We start from the raw sequence: 20321 nt of genomic DNA on the forward strand, positions 1-20321 counted from the left end.
AACAAAGTGGTCACTTAACCATTCTAGTTTTTCTCTAACAATTATCCTACAAATATTTTTTGAAATATTTTAGCACAATAACAGGGGCTAATATGAGGTCTACTGCTAAAGTTATCAATACAATCAAGCCTACTAAAACACCTAGGGTGTATATTTCTAAAGAAATAGATTGCATTAAAATAAAAAAGCCCCCCATTAAAATAACACTCGTAGCTAGAATGGCTTTGCCACATTCCGCAACTGCATTTTTAATAGATTGCTCTATGGTGTTGCCTTTTTTTCGTTCCCATTGAAGTTTACTTAATAAATGGATCGTATCATCTACAGCGATTACAAATCCTACTGTAAAAATAAGTGCAATTTCAGCACGAAGTTCAACACCAAAATAGCCCATTATCCCGGCTGTTATAATCAATGGAATCATATTTAACACAATTGCCAAAAAACCTAAAGCCATATTTTTAAAGACTAAACTAAGTGTTATGGAAACAATAATAATGGCAATCAACAAACCTATAAAAGTGTTTTTAATACTTTTCTCTTGAGAGATACCTATCAATAAATCAATGCCAGATAACTTCGGTTTTATTGGGTGTGTAGCAAGAATTCCAGAAACATTTTTTAAAATTTCTTTTTCTAATTCAGCTACTTTTTCTGAGCCCAAATCTTTCATTTGAGCACTAAATTTAAAACGAGTTCTATTGGCATTCGCTAAATAATCTTTGCTCATAAACAAAGCCAATTGCTTGTCATTCTTTTTTAAAGACTGTAGGTTTAATGTGGAGTTTGTGTTTTGCAGAAGTCTGTAATAATTTACCGGAGACTTTAATTCGTTCAGTTCCTTTTTTGAGGATAAGTATTTTTCAACTTTTAATACTTGTACAAACAAAGTACTGTCCAATAAACTTTGATTTTCTGTGCTACTTAAAATTAATTCAAAGGTTCTAGAGCCTCCAAATTTAGTTTCAAAGAACTGATAGCTATTATGTAGATCTGTGTTTTTTGGAATGGAATAGTGGCTACGATTGGTGCTTATAAATTGAATTCCAAAAAGGCTTATAAAAATAAGCACCCCAAAAACCATCATAACTTGACGTTCTTTTTTATAGACTACATTCAACCAGTTATTTAATATTGTCGCTAGACTTGTAAAATTTTCCCTAATCTGAAATAAATGAATATCTCTAATTTTGCTAAAATATATCGGTAGAAATATCAAAGTAAGTATAAAGGTTAATACAACTAAAAACGCAGATTCTATTCCGAAATGACGAATGGCTTTGATAGGAGAAAAATACAAAACCATAAAACCAACTGCCGTTGTAAAAGAAGTAATAAAAGTTGTAAAACCTATTTCAGACAAGGTATGCTGAATTGCTTTTTTTATGGGAAGCCCTTTTTGAGATTCTGAATCAAACTTAATGCATAAGTGGATTACATCTGACACTGCCACAATGAGTATGATAGTGGGTAACAGATTAGACATTGTGGTTAACGGCCTATTTAGGATTGCCATTCCACCTAAAAATAAAATAACTACCACTATAACTAACAGGATAGGAAACAAGATCGCAATAGGCCTTTTAAAAATTAAAAGTAAGCTGATGCATAGGAATAGAATCACCCAAAATAAAAACCTACCTATTTCCAGTACTAGAATATTTTTAAAGGTAACATCTACTACTTCCCTACCCCAAAGAAAAGTTTTTTGTGTTGTTTGATCACGTATGTTATTGATATCTGCAATTAGTTTCTCTAGCGAAAGAGGGTCTAAGTTTGGTGTAATTTCCATCCAAATAAACAATGCATCGTCTGCAACAAAACTTTTCATCAATGGATCATTGTGTATCTTTTTAGGATTGTATTGATACTCACCTTGTTTGTTTTTTGAAATATAAGGTGTAGGAATCAATCCAAAACTAGTTTTAATAGGATAAGAAACTGTAAGAATACTGCTTACCTTTTCAATAGATGGCAGTTCTTTTATTTTTTGGGAGATGTTGTGTAAAGCTACTAAGGAACTATGTTCCAAACATGAATCATTTGGTTGGAATCCTAATAGAATTACATCTTCCTGATTGGCGAATTCTGATTTTAGTTCTTGGTAAAATTCAAAATCCTTATCATCCTCATGAAAAAACTGAGCAATATCTGCATCTATTTTTATGGCAGGTATGTTTAATAGAGAACCTATCAACAAAACAAATAGAATTATAAAACTTATGTTTTTAAGATGCAGTAATTTATGAATCATTGTAGTTAGGTTGCATTTTTATGGAAAGATACGAACAGAATAAAAGGTTAGAAAGCGTTTGTATTAAAATTTGCAGCCTTTTGTTATCAGTATTTATTAGACGCAAAAAAAAGCCCAATCAATAAATGATTGGGCTTTTATATTTTATAGGTACTTTAGAATTAGTAATCTCCTAAAGTAGCAGGGTTTTGAGCTAATGCTTCTTCTAATTGAGCATCATTTGGCGCTTTACCGTGCCAAGCATGCGTGTTCATCATAAAATCAACACCATTCCCCATTTCAGTTTCTAATAAAATACAAACAGGTTTACCATTACCAGATAAGTCTTTTGCTTTTGCTAGTACCGCTTGAATGGCCTCAATATCATTCCCTTCTTTTTCTTCTAAAACGATCCATCCGAAAGCTTCGAATTTATCTTTAACAGAACCCATTGCTAATACGTGATCTGTAGTACCATCAATTTGTTTACCGTTTAAATCTACTGTTGCGATTAAGTTGTCTACTTTTTTAGCAGATGCATACATAATTGCCTCCCAGTTTTGACCTTCTTGCAACTCACCATCTCCATGTAAAGAGTATACCAATTTATCTTCACCGTTTAATTTTTTAGCCTGTGCTGCTCCAATAGCATTTGACATTCCTTGTCCTAATGAACCAGAAGCCATACGGATACCCTCTAAACCTTCGTGTGTAGTTGGGTGTCCTTGTAAACGAGAATTTAATAATCTGAAAGTTGCTAATTCTGATACTGAGAAATAACCACTTCTAGCTAAAACACTGTAAAAAACAGGAGAAATATGACCATTAGATAAAAAGAATAAATCTTCATTTAAACCATCCATGTCAAAACTCTCAGAATTGTAAGACATTACATCTTGATACAAAACTGTTAAAAACTCTGTACATCCTAAAGATCCACCTGGGTGACCAGAATTCACTGCGTGTACCATACGTAATATATCTCTTCTAACTTGTTGAGAAAAATCTTTCAATTCTTGCGTTGTAGCCATTCTAATAAATTTGTTGGCAAAAGTACATTATTTTATATGATGTTACAAAAATAAAATCTTATTAAATGATGATTATTTTTTGTTGTTTTTTTCTGCTATATCTGTCCCCCACATTTTGTCACCCCTGACTAAATTTAGTTGTTCGTATAATTCTTTTTCCTTTTGAAGTGCCGCCTTTGTGGGATCATTGTTGTCGTTGGGGTTATTGGGATCATCCACCAATAAATTATTTCTCTCCCCTGGGTCTTTTTTGAGATTAAATAACTGGCGCGGTTGTTCTCTTAGCACGCCCAATTTGAGGATTCTATTATTATCAGCATCAACAGTCGTAGCGTTCCCACCACCTCCTGTTCCATCAATTAATTTATAGGTGCCTTTTTTATCAACAAAAGCAAACTGTCCACGACTCGAATGTTCAATGATTCCGGCACGTGAATTTTTAGGTTTTCTTTTTCCTTTTAAAATTGGTAATAAGCTTTCTGAATCTGGTGCTTGGTTCGGTTTTAACTCATATTTTAAATAGGAAGCCATGGTTGCCAAGATATCTCCTTGCAAACAAATTTCATTAGTAACTTTAGGCTTTGCAACTGTTGGCCATCTGATCATAAAGGGTACTCTAGTGCCACCTTCATAATTATCTCTTTTGATACCTGCCCAAGGACCGTTGGCATCATGATTTTGCGCTAAACTTTTATAAAATGCCCTTTGTTCTGGGCCATTGTCACTGGTAATAAGGACCACTGTATTTGATGCTAAGCTGTTTGGATCTTTAGGATCGCCTAAAGCATCAATAATTTGACCGGCATAGTAGTCTGTTTGTACCAGATAGTCGCCGTATTCGTAGCCAGTGGTTCCTTTAAACTTATTTTGTACCGCATGAGGTTCGTGTGGGGCTGGCATTGGAATATACATCATAAATGGTGTTTTTTCTTTTTTATAATTGGCAATCAGATCTGTTACTTTTTGAGCTTGTATTTGCAAATAATCTTCAAAAATAAAACTAGGATCTTTTGCGCCACCTCGAGCATGGACTCCATCATTCTTTTTAAAATTCACAAAATCTTTATTAGAAGCGGGTTTTGCTAGAGAGAAATCAACTTGATCATTTTTTACAACAGCCCCTTTGTAAAGTACCTGTACAGTTCCGTTTTTAGATTCTAACCAGGCATAAGGAGGCATATCTAAAGAAGCTGGGGTACCAAACCAATAATCAAACCCTCTATGAGCCGGTGTATCAGTAACAGGTTTTGAAAAATCAACAAAACCACGTTCCATAACGTTCGGATCGTTTCCTTTTTTGCTATAGGGTTTTCCGTGTACATCATAAAAAGTCATTCCGATATGCCATTTACCTACCATGGCAGTTTGGTAACCATTATTTTGAAATAAGGTACCAATTGTAAAACAATCTTTTTGCATAAATGTAGGACTGTATCCACCGGTAACCCCTTTTTTAAGTTTTGTTCTCCATGAATACTTACCTGTTACAAGTGAGTAACGCGAAGGAGAACAGACACCATCAGAAGAATGTCCGTTAGTAAAACGTACACTTTGACTAGCAAATTTATCGAGATTGGGTGTCAATGTTTTTTTGTTTGGGTCGAGAAATTTACAATCTTTTGGTATTTGCAGTCCTGTTTTGCCATTGGCTCCTAAATCACCATACCCCATGTCATCAAAATATAGAATAATCACATTGGGTTTATCACTATTTAAATGAGTTGTTAATTGGGCAGTTACTTTTACTGTGAAGCATAAGATTAGAAGGGTCTGATATATTTTAATCATCATCAAATAAATTTTGTTTCTAGGTTTCAAGAAATAAAATTTATTCCAAAAATTCTTTTCTATGGGATTTTTTTGGGTATTTGAAACGGAGCTCCCCTGAGATTAGGAACATACCCCCTGTTGTGATGATTGAAGCAGATATTGTTACGGGTTTTATGCATAGGTAATCGTATAAAAACCACCAGATTTAAACCCACTCACCCCGTTTAAGTCGTCTTTTTTTCTTATCTTATAGTGATGAAAAAAAATAAAAAAACCGTAACAGTTAGCATCACAAATCATAGAAAAGAGCGAGTTTATTCTTTAAAATTTAGCTATGATCGTGATTTAATAGAAATCTGTAAAGACTCAAAAGCTAGGTGGAGTGCTACGAAAGAATTTTGGTATTATCCCACAAGTCTTATGGATATGGATAGGCTACGGCATTTGTTTGAAAACGAAGCACATTTAGATATAAATTCAAACGATGGATCTCTAAAATTAGGCTCCAAAGAAGTGCGCTTAAAAGATAAATTGAGTGCCAGTCAAAGAGATCATTTGAATCAATTTTATATATTCTTAAAAGGCAAACGTTTTAGTGAAAGTACCTTAAAGACTTATACTCATTTAATTGCGGAGTTTATATTGCTAAAAAGAAAGGATCAGCCGATTGACGCCAAAGCGATAGAAGCGCATTCTGAAACGGTAATGGCTGCTAAGAAAAGGGCTATAAGTACACACAGGCAATTTATTAGTGCCATGAAGCACTATTTGTATTTTATTGGGTCTGATATAGCGTTGGAATTTCAAGAATTTGCTCCACGAAAAGACAAACGTTTACCACAAGTATTGTCTCATAATGAGGTGATTGAATTGATACGAGTAACCAAAAATTTAAAACACAGAATTTGCATTGCGCTTATATATTCTTCAGGGTTACGTATTGGGGAGTTGATTAGTTTACAATTGAAGGATTTAGATTTTGATCGAAAAATGCTAAAAGTTCAGAAGGGAAAAGGACGAAAGGATAGGTATGTTCCTATAGCGGAAGTGATGTTACCGTTATTACATAATTACATGAACACTTATGAACCTTTGAATTATTTGATAGAAGGCACAGAGAAAGGCAGTCCATATTCTCCTGTTTCTATACGTAGTTTTTTAAAAAGGAGTTGTGCCGCAGCAGGGATTATTAAAAAAGTTACACCGCATACGTTACGACATAGTTATGCCACTCATTTATTAGAAAACGGAACTGACATTAGGTATATACAAGTATTATTAGGCCACAGCAGACCAGAAACTACGATGATTTATACCCATGTACAAAGTCAAGATTTAAAAAAGATTACAAATCCATTAGATTTAATTGTAAAACAGTTAGAGCAGCGAAAAAAAATTAATTAGTTTTACCAAAAAGAACACATCATATACATCGTTATCCCGTTACTGAAACTGATAAACGATGTATTTATGAAACATATAACTAGTTGGGCAAAACGGGGGACTTTATACAAAAGTCCTACTCACAGTTTATTAGAAGTTGTTTAGTTGCATTCCCCAGTACCGAAAATTTACTCTGAAAATATTTAGGAATTTTAATCATGTGAACTTATTAAATTCTCTCGATTTTAGTTTCTTACGTTGTGAATCTTTTACAAAAGAATATTCCTTATGAAATAGTACGAATTATCATTTCTTGTAAAAAAATCATGAATTATGGAATAGTGTGAATGCTCAACACGAATGAGAATTTTTACGCAAGAAAATACTCAGACTTTTAGCTACTTGCGGAATGAAAATATGTATCTGGAAATATTTTTTATCATGAAAACGAAAATTATGTAAACACGAAAGAATTCTTACTCAGTACGAAACTAAGCTGTGTGCCCGCAATGCCCAACACCGCATAAAGCCAATGTGGGCATTTCAATAAAACTGAAAATTTATTCTTATTTAAAACGTCCGCTTAAACTTATTCCCTATTTTTAAACTCAAATTAAAAAATGAAAAAGTTTAAGCTCAGTGCTCGGCTGAAAATCCGCGGATTTTAATCCTCCCACACTGCCCTTATACAAAACCGTTGTAAGCAAGGTCGTGAAAAAAAAAAAAAAAAATGAAAAAATCTAAAGAACAAATTCTAAGAAAACATAAATCTAATCCTGAATTTATAAAGAAGTTTAGTTCATTATTTTCAATTAAAATACTTCTTGGAAAATGTCTAATTAATAAAAACTATAAACCGAATAAAAAATTCGAAGATTTAATAGTACTTTCAGAATCAGGGCAAAATATTTTTGATGCTATTCATAAAAAAAATATTAATTCTCAATATATAGAAAACCTTAAATTAATAATATTTTTAGAGTTTTACCACTTTGAATTATTCATTGATATTGAGAAAACAGATTTGACTTCAATAGAGGAACTAATAAATGAAGAAGTAAAATCTGAAAAATTAAGATATCCTTGGATATATGGTAGAACACTATACAACAAGTACTTCAATGATTTCAAAAATCAGGCTAGTTACTTAAGTGATGAGGAAACGACTAAATTAATAAAAGACACTCCACAAGGAGTTTTTCAGGTAGGTAAATATATAGTTGGTCCAATTGGCTTACTCAAATCTGAATTTTCAAGACGAAATTTCCCTATAAGAAATATTAAAATTTATCACTGTTCCGACTCTTCATGTTCAGCGTTTCATAAAACACACCTAAATACAGAAAATATATTTGAAGATATACAAAATGAAATTATTAAGTTATTACCTAAAAAAGAGCCATCTGAATGGATTAAAATTTTTAGAGAAACAATAGAAAATGAAGATAGATATTTCGATTTTGATTTACTTGAGGAAATAAATTTATTAGTAGTAAATACATTTGGTGAAGATGAAATAAGACTACTTCTCTCTAATATTATATCAGATTCGACAAACTTTCGTGAAAAACTTCCTGAAGAGAAAAAGTATAAAGGCTCGGCTAACACAATTGTTAAAAAACTTTCTAAAGCTGAAATGTACCAACTTCTATTATTAGAGGAGGGGTCTGTAATCGTCGAATATTTAGAGAAAATGATTTCTGCAAATGAGATAGTTATTCCTGCTACGGAAATCAGAGAAGTAAAACATTTGAGACTCTCTGGTTTTTATAATATTTCTCATCAGTGTAATAAACTAGGTGTTCGCTCAATCAGCAGCAGTAACTTGGCAATTAATCGTCTTAACAAACTGATATTGGATGTAAACATTGATGAATCAGCCAAACAACTTTTGGATTGGAAACTCAGGTTTTATGAATATGATACTTTAAAAGAAAAAATTGAGAGTTATACCAGAGTAACTGAACCTGTTAAAGTTATTAAAGAAACTATTTTATCTGGCCCCTTACAGATAAATAAAGTATTTGAAAAATTATATGGACACTTTTCACTTCCATCCAATGAAGAAAGTGAAAATGAGTTAATTAATAAAATATTGTGGAAATTAGGTTTTGACATAAATATATATCCCGATACAATTAATGACTTTTGGAAGAAACTTGAAGACTTTAAAAATACCGTTAGAAGTGTTAAAAATTTAAATACATTAGAAAAAGACCAAATTCGTAGTTCTTCCGTAAACCTCTTTGTTGCACTAGAAGACATATTAGAACAATCATTAGCATTTACAACTTGGCTTTTACTTTCTGATCATTACTATGGAACAAAATTCAAATATGATTATGAAACGTCTCGACATTTTATGTGTTCAAAACTTGAAGGACAAATAGTTGGTTCCAATGAACCATTACGCTTCGATAAAAGTGGAAAAAACACTCTTTTCCCTCTTACAGAAGGATTTTCTGCATTAATTCAAATATGTGATAATTTACTTTCATCTAATAGAGACGAATATTTGCGTTCAAAAGATGAACTTCCTAGCTTTAATGGAAAAGCTAATTATACGACATTTCCGTTTTTACATAAAATTATGTTATTTGATTTAAAGAATAATAATTACAAAAATATAAAGGAAAATATTGTTAATATTTCAAGTGAATTTAATAAAAATTCTGTTTTATCTATTAGAAATAAATTACAACACAAAAGAGATGACTTCCCTAATACGGATGAGATATTACAAGCATGTTACTCAATAGAAGATGTTGTAAACAAACTTGAAATTAATAGCTTGTGGCCAAATGTTTATCTCTTCAAAACACTTAATTTTGATAAATACAAACGTCAAAATTTCGCATTTGAAGATTACAAGGGAAGGTCAATAAATTTAACTCCAACTTCTGAATTCATTGGCAGTAAGCTAATAGGAGTATATGAACCGCAGATTATACTACCTAATGTACATATCGGAAATTCTCTTGAAGTTCTTAGATTTAAATACAATGAACCATCCGAATATTTAAACTATTGGAAGGATTATCCATTAAAAAAAGCTAAGAATAAAATTGAAAACTCTGCTAAAGAAGACTAAACCCAGCTTACAACACCGTATAAAATTAATGTGGGTTTTTCGTTTTGCCCAAAGTTTTGTGTTTGTTTACTATGTCACTTATACTTATTTGAGTATTTTTCGGTCGACAAGATAAAAACATAAAATAAGTATAAGCTTGTGGCTCGGCTGACAATTCTTCGATTGCCTACCTCCCACACTAATCTTATACAAAACCGTTAGCATACATTATGAAAAAAAATATCGTATTTGTACTAATAGCCCTACTCTATTTACAGACAAATGCTCAATCCGAATTTGATGAAATTAGTGATTGTTATTTCTCCAATTGGGAAAATGGTTCAGAATTGATAACTGAAATACAAAAATTTGAAAGCTTTCTTATTTCCAAGAAAGTTCTAAAAGACAATTCAGCTGACTCCTATTACAATTTATTTAAAATCACATCATACAATAATGTACCTACTGAATTCGAATATAATTTCCAGGATTCAATTAAAAACATCAAATTGGAACCAATTGCAAAATGCGATAGAATTAACCAAAATCTATTAAATGATAATAATTCTAAGTCGTTTAAATTAAATGTCAGTATTTCTTCTCTACAAAGTGAATCTAATTTATCACCAGAGAAAGTTGCAGATAAATTGTTTTTAATTTTAGAACCTAGTGATTTCAATAACTTCTTGCAGAAACTAAAAACACTACTTTTGGTTAATAATTTCAATCTTAATTCATCTGATATTATAACAAAAAACTCTAATGAAAAATTTAACATGGATGAAAACACCAAAATTTTATTAGTTGAGATTGATGAAAAAAACAACGTATATATTCAAGGTAAATTGACTAAAATTGATATCTATTTTGACAAAATGATAATGGACGTTATTAACACTCAAAATCAAATCGTTGAATTAAAAACATCTAGAAAAACATTATATTCTGCTTATATTAAAATGGTTGAGAGATTAGAAGGATTAGACTTAATTGTTAAAAATAATTTTTCAAAAAAACAATTTGGAAAAAAAACAAACAAGTTAACTCCATTAGAAAAGAAAGAATTCGACAAATTATATGGGGTGAGAATAAAAACGTAAGCTAACACCGTATAAAATTAATGTGGGTTATTATGGTTTGCCAAAAGTTTTGGTTTATTTATAAAGTCCGCTTAAACTTATTTATCTATTTTTAGGTCGACAAGATAAAAACACAAAATAAGTATAAGCTCAGTGCCTCGGCTGACAAAATAAAGTTTGTCTACCTCCCACACTAATCTTATACAAAAACGTTACATGCTATTACCCGAAAAAAAATAAAAATGAATAATTTTAAGGAAACATTTCAGATAAAAACAGACCTCGAATTAAAAGAAATAATTACTGAAAAAGAAAAATATACAGAGGAAGCATTAAGTGCTGCTTTAGAGATTCTAGAGAATAGAAATGGTAGTTCACATGATTTAACAAAAGAAAAGGAAGAAATATTTCTATTTAAGAAAGAACAAAAACATAACGAAGAAGAAGAGAATAAGTCTCTCAGGAAAAAAGAAAAAAAATATATAACTGAAGATATTTCTCATCCTGAATTATATACTAAAACTGTTATCAGAGGATTTTCTCTGTTTTTTTCTACAATTTTTGGTGCTGTATTATTAATGCACAATTTGAAAAAAACTGAGAATTTGAGAGCAAGAACTATAGTTTTATTGTTCGGAATATTATATACAATTTCCGCTATATCGTTAATAATATATTTTGAGATTGAGCAGAATATAGGATTAATGATAAATTTAATTGGAGGAGTTATTCTAACAGAGATTTTATGGAATAAATACATTGGAGAGGAATACTTACATCGGAAAAAAAAATGGACGAAGCCCGCATTAATTTCAACCTTTATAATCGGTCCTATTATATTTTTAATAATATACCTACAAACCAACAGCATGTAACACCGTATATAAAAAATTGCTACACTCCTATTCTGTTGAATAATTCATTACTTTTATAAAAAAAGAAAATACTATGAAAAATCATGTTTCAAAAAACGCAACTTTTCATATACAAAAACGTTGTATAAAACGGGTGAATTCACACTGAATTCACAACACGCAATTTATTCCTGAAAATGTAAGCGAGACTCCAAGCATACAAAAAAACAGTTTGAAAGGAATTTTAAAGCTCCAAACGAACCGAAAAATCATTTTGAAAGTCTTACTCAAACCTGAAAGAAAACTCTTGGAGAAAAGCCTCGTGTCGAATTCTCACTCTGAACTGAATAGAAACGCTGAATGGAAAGCTAGTTACCGAGTTTACACTAAAAATAATTCTCGAAAATCGGAAAAATGAAAATACTCAGAATTCAAAATGAAAGGAAATTGAACGAATTAAAATGAGATGCAAATAATCTGAAAAATTAGAGTTTATAACGGCGAGAATATAAGCTGAATGGTAAAACTCATGCGTGTCCGCATTATACAACACCGTTTATAAAAAATTGCTAGAATTTTAGTTTTAATCAAAAATTCAACTAATTTTAAAACTTGAAAAAGAAAATGAAAATTGCGTAATGTTAAACCGCACCTTTTCATAAACAAAAACGTTGGGCAACACGGCGGACTTTACACAAAAGTCCTACTCACAGTTTATTAGAAGTTGTTTAGTTGCATTCCCCAGTACCGAAATTTACTCTGAAAATATCTGGAATTTAAATAGTTTAGAATTTTTAATTCCTCTTAGATCTTAGTTTCTTACATAGATAATCTTTGAAAAAAACTCTAACAAAATTGTACGAATAATCACTTCTTGTGAAAAAATCATGAATTATGGAATTGTGTGAATCCTCAGCACGAATGAGAATTTTTACGCAGGAAAATACTCAGACTTTTAGCTACTTTCGGAATGAAAATATGTATTTGGAAAAATTTTTCATCATGAAAACTAAAATTATGTAAATGCGAAAGAATTCTTACTCAGTCCGAAACTCGGCTGTGTGTCCGCAATGCCCAACACCGCATAAAGCCAATATGGAAAATAGAAAAAAATTGAAAATTATTTATTATTTAAAAACGTTCGCTTAAACTTATTCCCTATTTTTAATCACAAATTAAAAAATAAAAAAGTTTAAGCTAAGTGCTAGGTTGAAAATTCACGGATTTTAAAACCCACACTGCCCTTATGCAAAAACGTTGTAAAGCATAAAAACTAACGACAAAAACTATATTCAATTCGAAATTTCTTATTTTTGTTTTAAATATTTTAAGTATGGATATACAAGCTGAAAAATTAGAATTAATGAAGTTGTTACTTAATACAGACAACCCTACAATTCTTGAGTCTATAAAGAATGTTTTTAGAAGAGATAAAACATCAGATTTTTGGGATGAACTTAGTCAAGAACAAAAAGAAGAAATCAACATTGCTGATTTAGAAATAAGTCGTGGTGAAACAGTTAACTATGATTCTTTTATTGCTTCTCATAGATAATGGAGAAAACAGTTATTATATCAAAAACAGCAAAGAAAAAACTTGAAAAACAATTTGAGTATCTTCTTGAAAACTGGAATCCTAAAGTTAAGTCCGACTTTATTAAAAAGTTAGATCGAAATATAAACCTAATAAAGTCTAATCCTGAAAGCTTTCCTGAATCTGAAAAGAAAAAAGGAATGCATAAATGTGTAATTACGAAACACACCTCTCTTTTTTATAGATATTCAATTAAGACTATAACAATTGTTACACTTTTTGATACTAGACAAAACCCTAAAAAATTAAAAGGCGAATTATAAATACAAAAAACGCATTACAACACCGGCTATAATAAATTGCTACACTCCTATTCGCAGTCAAAATTATTTTTCTAAATTACGGTCTTATAAAAGCTATGAAACTCTAGGTACGCAGTTTTAAAACACTCATAATGTTTTGGCTCAAGTACTGGTCGGTTCGGTTCGCCAAAACAGGTCGTTTTAAAAATGCCAACCGCAACTTATCATAGCCAAAAACGTTAGCCACAATATGAAAAATTGTAAAATCCTGAAATAGGTTGACTAAAAATTAAACACTTTTAGTTAAACTATGGAGACAAACAAAAAACCACCCTGCCGAAAAAAGAGCTACAATAAAGTAGGCTTCGAACTCAAACTTTTCATCATTGATCAAATTCATAATGGTAGAATTTCTATCAATTATGCAGCTAAGAAATATGATATTTCTAGACCAACTATTCAGTACTGGATTAAAAAATATAGTACTTTAGAGCAAAAGAAATTAGGCATGAGTAAACAGGATGAAATTAAAAGACTTAAAGAGAAAATTGAGGAACTGGAATTTGTAAAAGACTTTCAACAAGATATAATTGCTGACATGGAACTTATTACAGGAGTCGATATGTCAAAAAAGTCATTGCCCAAAACATTAGCAGACGAGATTCAGAAAAAGAAGCAAAACCGTTTAAAAGAAAATGGTTAATACAATGTTTTGGGATTAGTAAACAAGCCTTCTATAAACGCTTAAAATCTCATCAAATTAAACAAAATAACGAGCTTATTTTAATTCAAATGGTAAAGCAATGTCGTAACCAGATTGGACAGAGATTAGGCGCTAAAAAACTATATCATGAACTTAAAGAAGATATCAAAAAACAAGGTATCAAAATAGGTAGAGATAAATTCTATGCATTCCTTAAAGTCAATAGACTACTGGTTCCTAGAACAAAAAGGTTCCATATAACAACCAACTCTAATCATCACTTTTATAAATACAAAAACCTAGTAACTAATAAAGTTCCAACCAGAGCAGAACAATTTTGGGTAACCGATATAACCTACATTAAAACGCAAAAAGGACACAGTTATTTGGCTTTAGTAACAGACGCTTATTCTAAGAAAATAATGGGTTATAAATTAGACGACAATATGAGAACATCTCTTTGTATAGATGCTTTAAAAATGGCTCTTAAAAATCGTAAATACCCAGGTAAAAAATTGATTCATCATTCGGATAGAGGAATACAATATTGCAATCCAACCTATACCCTATTTGCAGAATCAAACGGATTAACAATGAGTATGACAGAGAAATATGACCCGTATGAAAATGCTATTGCTGAGAGAATAAACAGAACTTTAAAATATGAATACGGACTAAAACTTACAATTAAAAACACTAAATTAGCACAGAAGATTACAAAAAGAGCTATTAATATTTATAACAATATTCGACCACATTTAAGTCTTGATTTAAATACTCCTAAACAGGTTCATCTAAATCAAAATATTGACTACAAATCGTATCGGAAAAATAAAAACAAACTGGAATTATTAACCATTTAATCATTAAAAAAAGGTCAACCTATTTCAGGACAATACAAATTGAGAATATGCCAAAAAAACAATTAGAAACTCAAATAAAAAAAAATATTACAACTTTTCTAGAAATAGATTTTGACATATTATATTCCGCAGAGCCTCCAAGAATTGCCCACGCAAACAATGATATAAAAGACATCAAACAATTAGTTGAAGATGATTTAAGAATGCTAGGACAATTAAACGAGAAACCTGAATTATTTAAACAATTCAATTTCACACATCTTAATGGTTTAAATACACATTTAAATAATTTTATTGCTCAATTCAATTCGATAAGTAAAATAGCAAAAGGCCAAATACGGAATCAGCACCACAATGTAATTAATCAATTAGAAAACATTAATAATTCACTTCGACAATCTGGTGTTTATAGTATTTTAACACCTAGCCTTGATATACCTCAATTGGAATCCGAACTTACCAAATTAAGAGATGAAGCAAGTGTAATTGTAAAACAAGCCGAAGACAATGCAGAAATAATTAGAGGTCTAATTCCTGAAGCCACAGCCACTTCTTTGTCTGTTGCAATAGACGACAGAGCAAAATCTTTAAAGTTGAGAGTTGATATATGGTTATCTGTCGTAATAATAGTTCTTATATCAACATCCATATTTTCATGGAATTTTTTAAATGCTAATAGCAGTAGTGAGAAAGAAACAGGTATAATTACGAAAATAGATAGTTTAAAAACGGTAGATTCTTTAAATATAAAATCAGATGTTAACAATAAATCGAAACCTAAAAAAACGAAAAATTCAGCGAAAAATTTAAATTCGAATGAATCGTATACCCTAGTTTATTGGATTAAGAGGCTTGTTGTTTTTCTCCCTCTTTTTTATCTAATTGTATTTTGTATCCGTCAATATAACAAGGAAAGGAAATTATTAGAAATTTATATTCATAAGAAAACAATTAGTCAAACACTTCCAGCATATATGAAACAGGCACAAAATGTTGACATTATGGATGAAATATTATTAAGAGGCTCTTCAATGATATTTACTCTGCCTGAAAATCCGGACTCTCCAATACAAGGGAGTGATGGAATTGCAATGAATGAACTTAAAAGTTTTTTAGACATAAAGGATAAATTAAAATAAACAGTGGCTAACAACGTATAAGGTTAATGTGGGTTTTTATGGTTTAGCCCAAAGTTTTGGTTTATTTATAAAGTCCGCTTAAACTTATTTATCTATTTTTAGATCGACAAGATAAAAACACAAAATAAGTATAAGCTTGTGGCTCGGCTGACAAAATAAAGTTTGTCTACCTCCCACACTAATCTTATACAAAAACGTTGTACACAAGCAGAAAAAATCATGAAATTCAAAAGTAGAAAAGATATTTATTTTAAAGTTTTTATAACAGTAATATTATGCTTATTGCTTTCGTTACTATTCCTCCAAATATTTTTTGTTGGGTTTGAAAAACCTATTAGCATATTTATGGTTATACTTATGTCTTCAGCAATTGGACTATTACTTTGGACATTTTTTTCTACGGAATATGAACTTACTGAGAATATACTGTCATATAAAAGTGGGCCAATAAAAGGAGAAATAACAATTAAGAAAATTAACGAAATAATAATCGGAAAAACTCTTTTTTCAGGAACAAGACCAGCAACAGCGATGAATGGATTGATTCTTAAAATCGGAAAATACGAAGAGCTTTATATATCTCCTGAATCAAATAAGTCTTTTATAGAGAAAATATTAGAATATAATGACAAAATTAAAATCACGAAATAGAACCTGAAGAAAAAAGCCAGTGCACAACACCGTATATAAAAAATTGCTGTACTCCTACTCTGTAAAAAAAATCAGTACTTTTATAAAAAACAAAATAGCATGAAAAATCGCGGTTCAAAAAACGCAACTTTTCATATACAAAAACGTTGCCAACAATAAGGAAAATTTGCAGATGATTCATAATTGGTGTATTTTTACATCAAAACTAAAATTATGGCAAGACAAAGTATTTCATTCACACAACCGAACGACGAATGGTTAAAATCTCAAGTAGATAATCATGAGTATTCCAGTAAAAGTGAGCTTGTGAACGACTTAATAAGACAAGCGCGAAAACAACAAAAACAAATTGATTGGATAAGTTCTAAGCTGGAAAAAGCTGAGAATAGTGGCTTTACGAATGACAGCAAAGAACAGATCTTAGCTCAATCAAAATCTTTACTTAATGGCTAAATATAAGCTGAGTAATTCTGCGAAAGAAGACCTTATAAGAATTCACCATTTTGGAGTTAAGAAATTTGGAATGGCACAAGCCGACAAATATTTCGAATCATTTTTTGAATATTTTGAAATCATAGCTGAACGACCATTCTCTTTTGAATCGGTTGACTTTATAAAAGAAAATTATAGACGTTGTCCATGTGGTTCTGACAATATATATTACAGAGTTAATAATGAAATTGTGGAAATTATGAGTATTGTTGGACGTCAAGATTTGAAAAATATATTTTAAATTCCAAAATTACTGTAGGCAACACCGTATAAAATTAATGTGGGTTTTTATGGTTTATTCAAAGTTTCTGGCTTATTTATTAAGTCCGCTTAAACTTATTTAGCTATTTTTAGGTCGACAAAGATAAAAACACAAAATAAGTATAAGCTCAGTGGCTCGGCTGACAAAATAAAGTTTGTCTACCTCCCACACTAATCTTATACAAAACCGTTGCCTAACATTCAAAATGAAAAGATTCGCTTCAATTATTATTTTTCTATTTATATCAAAATTTACTTATTCACAAATTGAAAAATATGACGGAATTGAAATAAGATTTGAATTTAATATTGGTGAATATCAAAAAGTAATATTAAAGAAAGATAGTAATCAAATTTTTAAAGGAAAAATAATTAATCATATAGAAATGTATGAACCTCAAAAAAAAAATATCTATGAAAAATTTCGAATAAAAAAAACACTTGTGAAAAAACTCTTCCTTAAACTTGATTCATTAAAAATTGAGACCATAAAAAAAATGACATTTAAAGATTGTCAAAACATATATTACTCGGAAAATTCAATAATTAAGGACAGTGTTACTACCTATAATAATTACTGTAAGTGTATTGATGAGAATGAATGGTCATGTCTTGATGGAAATAGTTCTAGGTTTAAACTAAAAATTGGAGATATTGATAATACTTTTGATTTCGAATGTTTAGAAATAAATGAAAAAATTTCATTAGAGAAACCTAAATCAAGAATACAAGCTATTAAAATCATCAATATTTTAGATAAGGAATTAAATTTAACGGAATTAAAAAACATATTCAACAAATCATTACGTAAAGGAAGATATAGTGGATATGGAACAAATATTATGATAAAACGTTAGGCAACACCGTATAAAATTAATGTGGGTTTTTATGGTTTAGCCTAAAGTTTTGGTTTATTTATAAAGTCCGCTTAAACTTATTTATCTATTTTTAGGTAGACAAAAATAAAAACATAAAATAAGTATAAGCTCAGTGGCTCGGCTGACAATCCACGGATTGTCTACCTCCCACACTAATCTTATACAAAAACGTTGTGCCACATTAAGAAAAAATAGATGGACTTAAATAAATTTCCTAGTTACAAGGATACTCTCGAAAAAATAGAAAATCTAAAAAAAATTGAATGGCCAAAATTCAATAATTCAATTACTATTGAAGAGCATTTAAAAAAAGTTGAAAATTTAGTATTTAATGAATTCGAATTATTTCCTAATCTTTTTAAAATTATAGAACATAAAAATTTTGAGATGCCTTTTTATAGGGTTCGAGAATTAAGCACATTTACAAATATAAATCTATTTACAGAACACAGTTATCCTCCTTTACATATGACTGGACTTGGGAGGTGTAATTTCCCTAAACATCCTGTTTTTTATTGTTCAGACAATCCTATGGTTGCTCTTTCGGAAGTAGTTAGAAATAACAATTTTCGTGATAAGACATTCTGTATTTCAAAATGGGAACCAATTAAGTCCGACAAAAAATTTACTTTTCAAACTTTTATACAAACAGACTTACATCCAGAAAACAATATTAATTTTCTTAAAAATAATGAAACAGAGGAATTAAAGAAGCCGATAGATAAAAGACTTAATTTAGACAAACAAGCAGGCCTCGTTGCATTATATAATTATTTACAAACTATTTTTCTTAATGATCACGAATATGGTTTTTCAGCTAGCTTAGCACATCGCTCACTATACGCTAACCATAATTTGGCAACTGACATCTTAATGTACCCAAGTATTCAAACAAATTATATGGGAACAAATATGGCAATGCATCCAAATTTTGTTGAAAACAATTTACAAGCAAAAAGATTTTATCAAATTAATATAGAAGACGTAAATAAAAAATCAGGAACGTTTAATATTAAAATATCCAAATATGGTTTTATTGATAAAAACGTAATAATTTGGAGAGGACTCAAACCAGATGATATGTTTTACAGAGAATTACTAATGGAAGATTTCAAATCATACTTAACTCCTGATTTTGAATGGGAGTTTAATCCAATTCCAAAATAACATGGCACAACACCGTATAAAATTAATGTGGGTTTTTATGGTTTTCCTAAAGTTTTGGTTTATTTATAAAGTCCGCTTAAACTTATTTATCTATTTTTAGGTCGACAAAAATAAAAACATAAAATAAGTATAAGCTCAGTGGCTCGGCTGACAAAATAAAGTTTGTCTTCCTTCCACACTAATCTTATACAAAAACGTTGTAGCACATACCTGTAAAAAATGAACGAAAATAGATTTATTGAAAAATTTAAGACAAAGTCTGATTCTGACTTAAAAAATATCATTAATCAAAAAGAAAAATATGAAAGTATTGCAGTAGATGCTGCAAATAAAATATTAAAAGAAAGAGGAGTAAATATTCAAATTGAGAAAAACGAAGAATTATTAGATGTTAGCACTAATGTTACTAATAATGAAAATATAGAAATTAAGTCTAAGACCGAGACTGAGACTGAGACTGAGACTGAGACTGAGACTGAGACTGAGACTGAGACTGAGACTGAGACTGAGAATATAAATCAAAAATATCTTCCTGAGATGTATTCAAAGAAAACTATATTTATATTTTCAACTTTATTTACTCCACTGAGTGGAAGTTTATTAATGTATAATAATCTAAAAAAAATACAGAATACAAATGGGCAAGCCATCGTTTTAATTTTTGGTATATTATTTAACAAGCTATGTTTTGAAGCTTTAGATTATTTAAATCTTGGTTTTAGTCTTTGGATATTTATTAATATTATTGGAGCAATTATTCTAACCAAATACTTTTGGAATTTATTAATCGGAGTTGACTTTGAATACTCAAAAAAAAGTAATAAAAATCCATTTTTAATTATCTTAGGAACAATTTCTGCGTTAATAATATTAGTTATTCTTGCAGTTGCTTTTAGTTAAATAATAACGTG

The 20321-nt window shown here is 30.2% G+C and carries 18 protein-coding genes; 15 read left to right on the forward strand and 3 right to left on the reverse strand.

Features of this window, described 5'->3' with window-relative positions:
- Nucleotides 1-46: 46 nt before the first annotated feature.
- From AC2DGP_RS03485 to AC2DGP_RS03495, 3 genes are all read right to left on the reverse strand, one after another.
- Entirely contained in the window at nucleotides 47-2254 is a 2208-nt protein-coding gene (locus AC2DGP_RS03485) for an efflux RND transporter permease subunit (RefSeq protein ID WP_484491643.1), read from the reverse strand.
- 161 nt (nucleotides 2255-2415) lie between these two features.
- Nucleotides 2416-3264, reverse strand: a complete 849-nt coding sequence (locus tag AC2DGP_RS03490; protein WP_484491644.1) for a transketolase — start codon at nucleotides 3262-3264, stop codon at nucleotides 2416-2418.
- 72 nt (nucleotides 3265-3336) lie between these two features.
- Nucleotides 3337-5055, reverse strand: coding sequence for a sulfatase family protein (locus AC2DGP_RS03495; RefSeq protein ID WP_484491645.1), 1719 nt, complete (start codon nucleotides 5053-5055; stop codon nucleotides 3337-3339).
- Between the two features lie 234 nt (nucleotides 5056-5289).
- On the opposite strand from AC2DGP_RS03495, the gene xerA reads away from it, so the two are divergent.
- The 15 genes from xerA to AC2DGP_RS03570 all read left to right on the forward strand — a co-directional run bounded on the left by xerA (nucleotide 5290) and on the right by AC2DGP_RS03570 (nucleotide 20310).
- The gene (gene xerA, locus AC2DGP_RS03500; protein WP_484491646.1) at nucleotides 5290-6438 is read left to right on the forward strand and encodes a site-specific tyrosine recombinase/integron integrase; all 1149 of its coding nucleotides are present in this window, start codon (nucleotides 5290-5292) and stop codon (nucleotides 6436-6438) included.
- Nucleotides 6439-7147: 709 nt separating this feature from the next.
- Nucleotides 7148-9508, forward strand: a complete 2361-nt coding sequence (locus tag AC2DGP_RS03505; protein WP_484491647.1) for a hypothetical protein — start codon at nucleotides 7148-7150, stop codon at nucleotides 9506-9508.
- Between the two features lie 209 nt (nucleotides 9509-9717).
- Nucleotides 9718-10587, forward strand: coding sequence for a hypothetical protein (locus tag AC2DGP_RS03510; protein WP_484491648.1), 870 nt, complete (start codon nucleotides 9718-9720; stop codon nucleotides 10585-10587).
- Nucleotides 10588-10808: 221 nt separating this feature from the next.
- A complete protein-coding gene (locus AC2DGP_RS03515; RefSeq protein WP_484491649.1) occupies nucleotides 10809-11441 on the forward strand; it encodes a hypothetical protein in 633 nt (210 codons plus the stop codon).
- A gap of 1312 nt (nucleotides 11442-12753) precedes the next feature.
- Entirely contained in the window at nucleotides 12754-12975 is a 222-nt protein-coding gene (locus AC2DGP_RS03520) for a hypothetical protein (protein WP_484491650.1), read from the forward strand.
- Complete coding sequence (locus AC2DGP_RS03525) at nucleotides 12975-13277, forward strand: type II toxin-antitoxin system RelE/ParE family toxin (RefSeq protein ID WP_484491651.1); 303 nt, start codon at nucleotides 12975-12977, stop codon at nucleotides 13275-13277. The genes AC2DGP_RS03520 and AC2DGP_RS03525 overlap by 1 nt, the downstream gene beginning before the upstream one ends.
- Before the next feature lie 289 nt (nucleotides 13278-13566).
- Entirely contained in the window at nucleotides 13567-13959 is a 393-nt protein-coding gene (locus AC2DGP_RS03530; protein WP_484491652.1) for a transposase, read from the forward strand.
- A gap of 14 nt (nucleotides 13960-13973) precedes the next feature.
- The gene (locus AC2DGP_RS03535; RefSeq protein ID WP_484492479.1) at nucleotides 13974-14822 is read left to right on the forward strand and encodes an IS3 family transposase; all 849 of its coding nucleotides are present in this window, start codon (nucleotides 13974-13976) and stop codon (nucleotides 14820-14822) included.
- 47 nt (nucleotides 14823-14869) lie between these two features.
- The gene (locus AC2DGP_RS03540; protein ID WP_484491653.1) at nucleotides 14870-15961 is read left to right on the forward strand and encodes a hypothetical protein; all 1092 of its coding nucleotides are present in this window, start codon (nucleotides 14870-14872) and stop codon (nucleotides 15959-15961) included.
- A gap of 345 nt (nucleotides 15962-16306) precedes the next feature.
- Entirely contained in the window at nucleotides 16307-16612 is a 306-nt protein-coding gene (locus AC2DGP_RS03545; RefSeq protein WP_484491654.1) for a PH domain-containing protein, read from the forward strand.
- A 213-nt stretch (nucleotides 16613-16825) separates the two neighbouring features.
- Entirely contained in the window at nucleotides 16826-17065 is a 240-nt protein-coding gene (locus AC2DGP_RS03550; protein ID WP_484491655.1) for a ribbon-helix-helix domain-containing protein, read from the forward strand.
- Nucleotides 17058-17345: a type II toxin-antitoxin system RelE/ParE family toxin gene (locus AC2DGP_RS03555; protein WP_484491656.1), complete on the forward strand. Its 288-nt coding sequence runs from the start codon at nucleotides 17058-17060 to the stop codon at nucleotides 17343-17345. The genes AC2DGP_RS03550 and AC2DGP_RS03555 overlap by 8 nt, the downstream gene beginning before the upstream one ends.
- Nucleotides 17346-17571: 226 nt before the next feature.
- Nucleotides 17572-18222, forward strand: coding sequence for a hypothetical protein (locus tag AC2DGP_RS03560; protein ID WP_484491657.1), 651 nt, complete (start codon nucleotides 17572-17574; stop codon nucleotides 18220-18222).
- A 216-nt stretch (nucleotides 18223-18438) separates the two neighbouring features.
- Nucleotides 18439-19410, forward strand: a complete 972-nt coding sequence (locus AC2DGP_RS03565; RefSeq protein WP_484491658.1) for an RES domain-containing protein — start codon at nucleotides 18439-18441, stop codon at nucleotides 19408-19410.
- 219 nt (nucleotides 19411-19629) lie between these two features.
- The gene (locus tag AC2DGP_RS03570) at nucleotides 19630-20310 is read left to right on the forward strand and encodes a hypothetical protein (protein WP_484491659.1); all 681 of its coding nucleotides are present in this window, start codon (nucleotides 19630-19632) and stop codon (nucleotides 20308-20310) included.
- Nucleotides 20311-20321 lie beyond the last annotated feature (11 nt).

The organism is Flavicella sp. IMCC45537 (assembly GCF_057197705.1).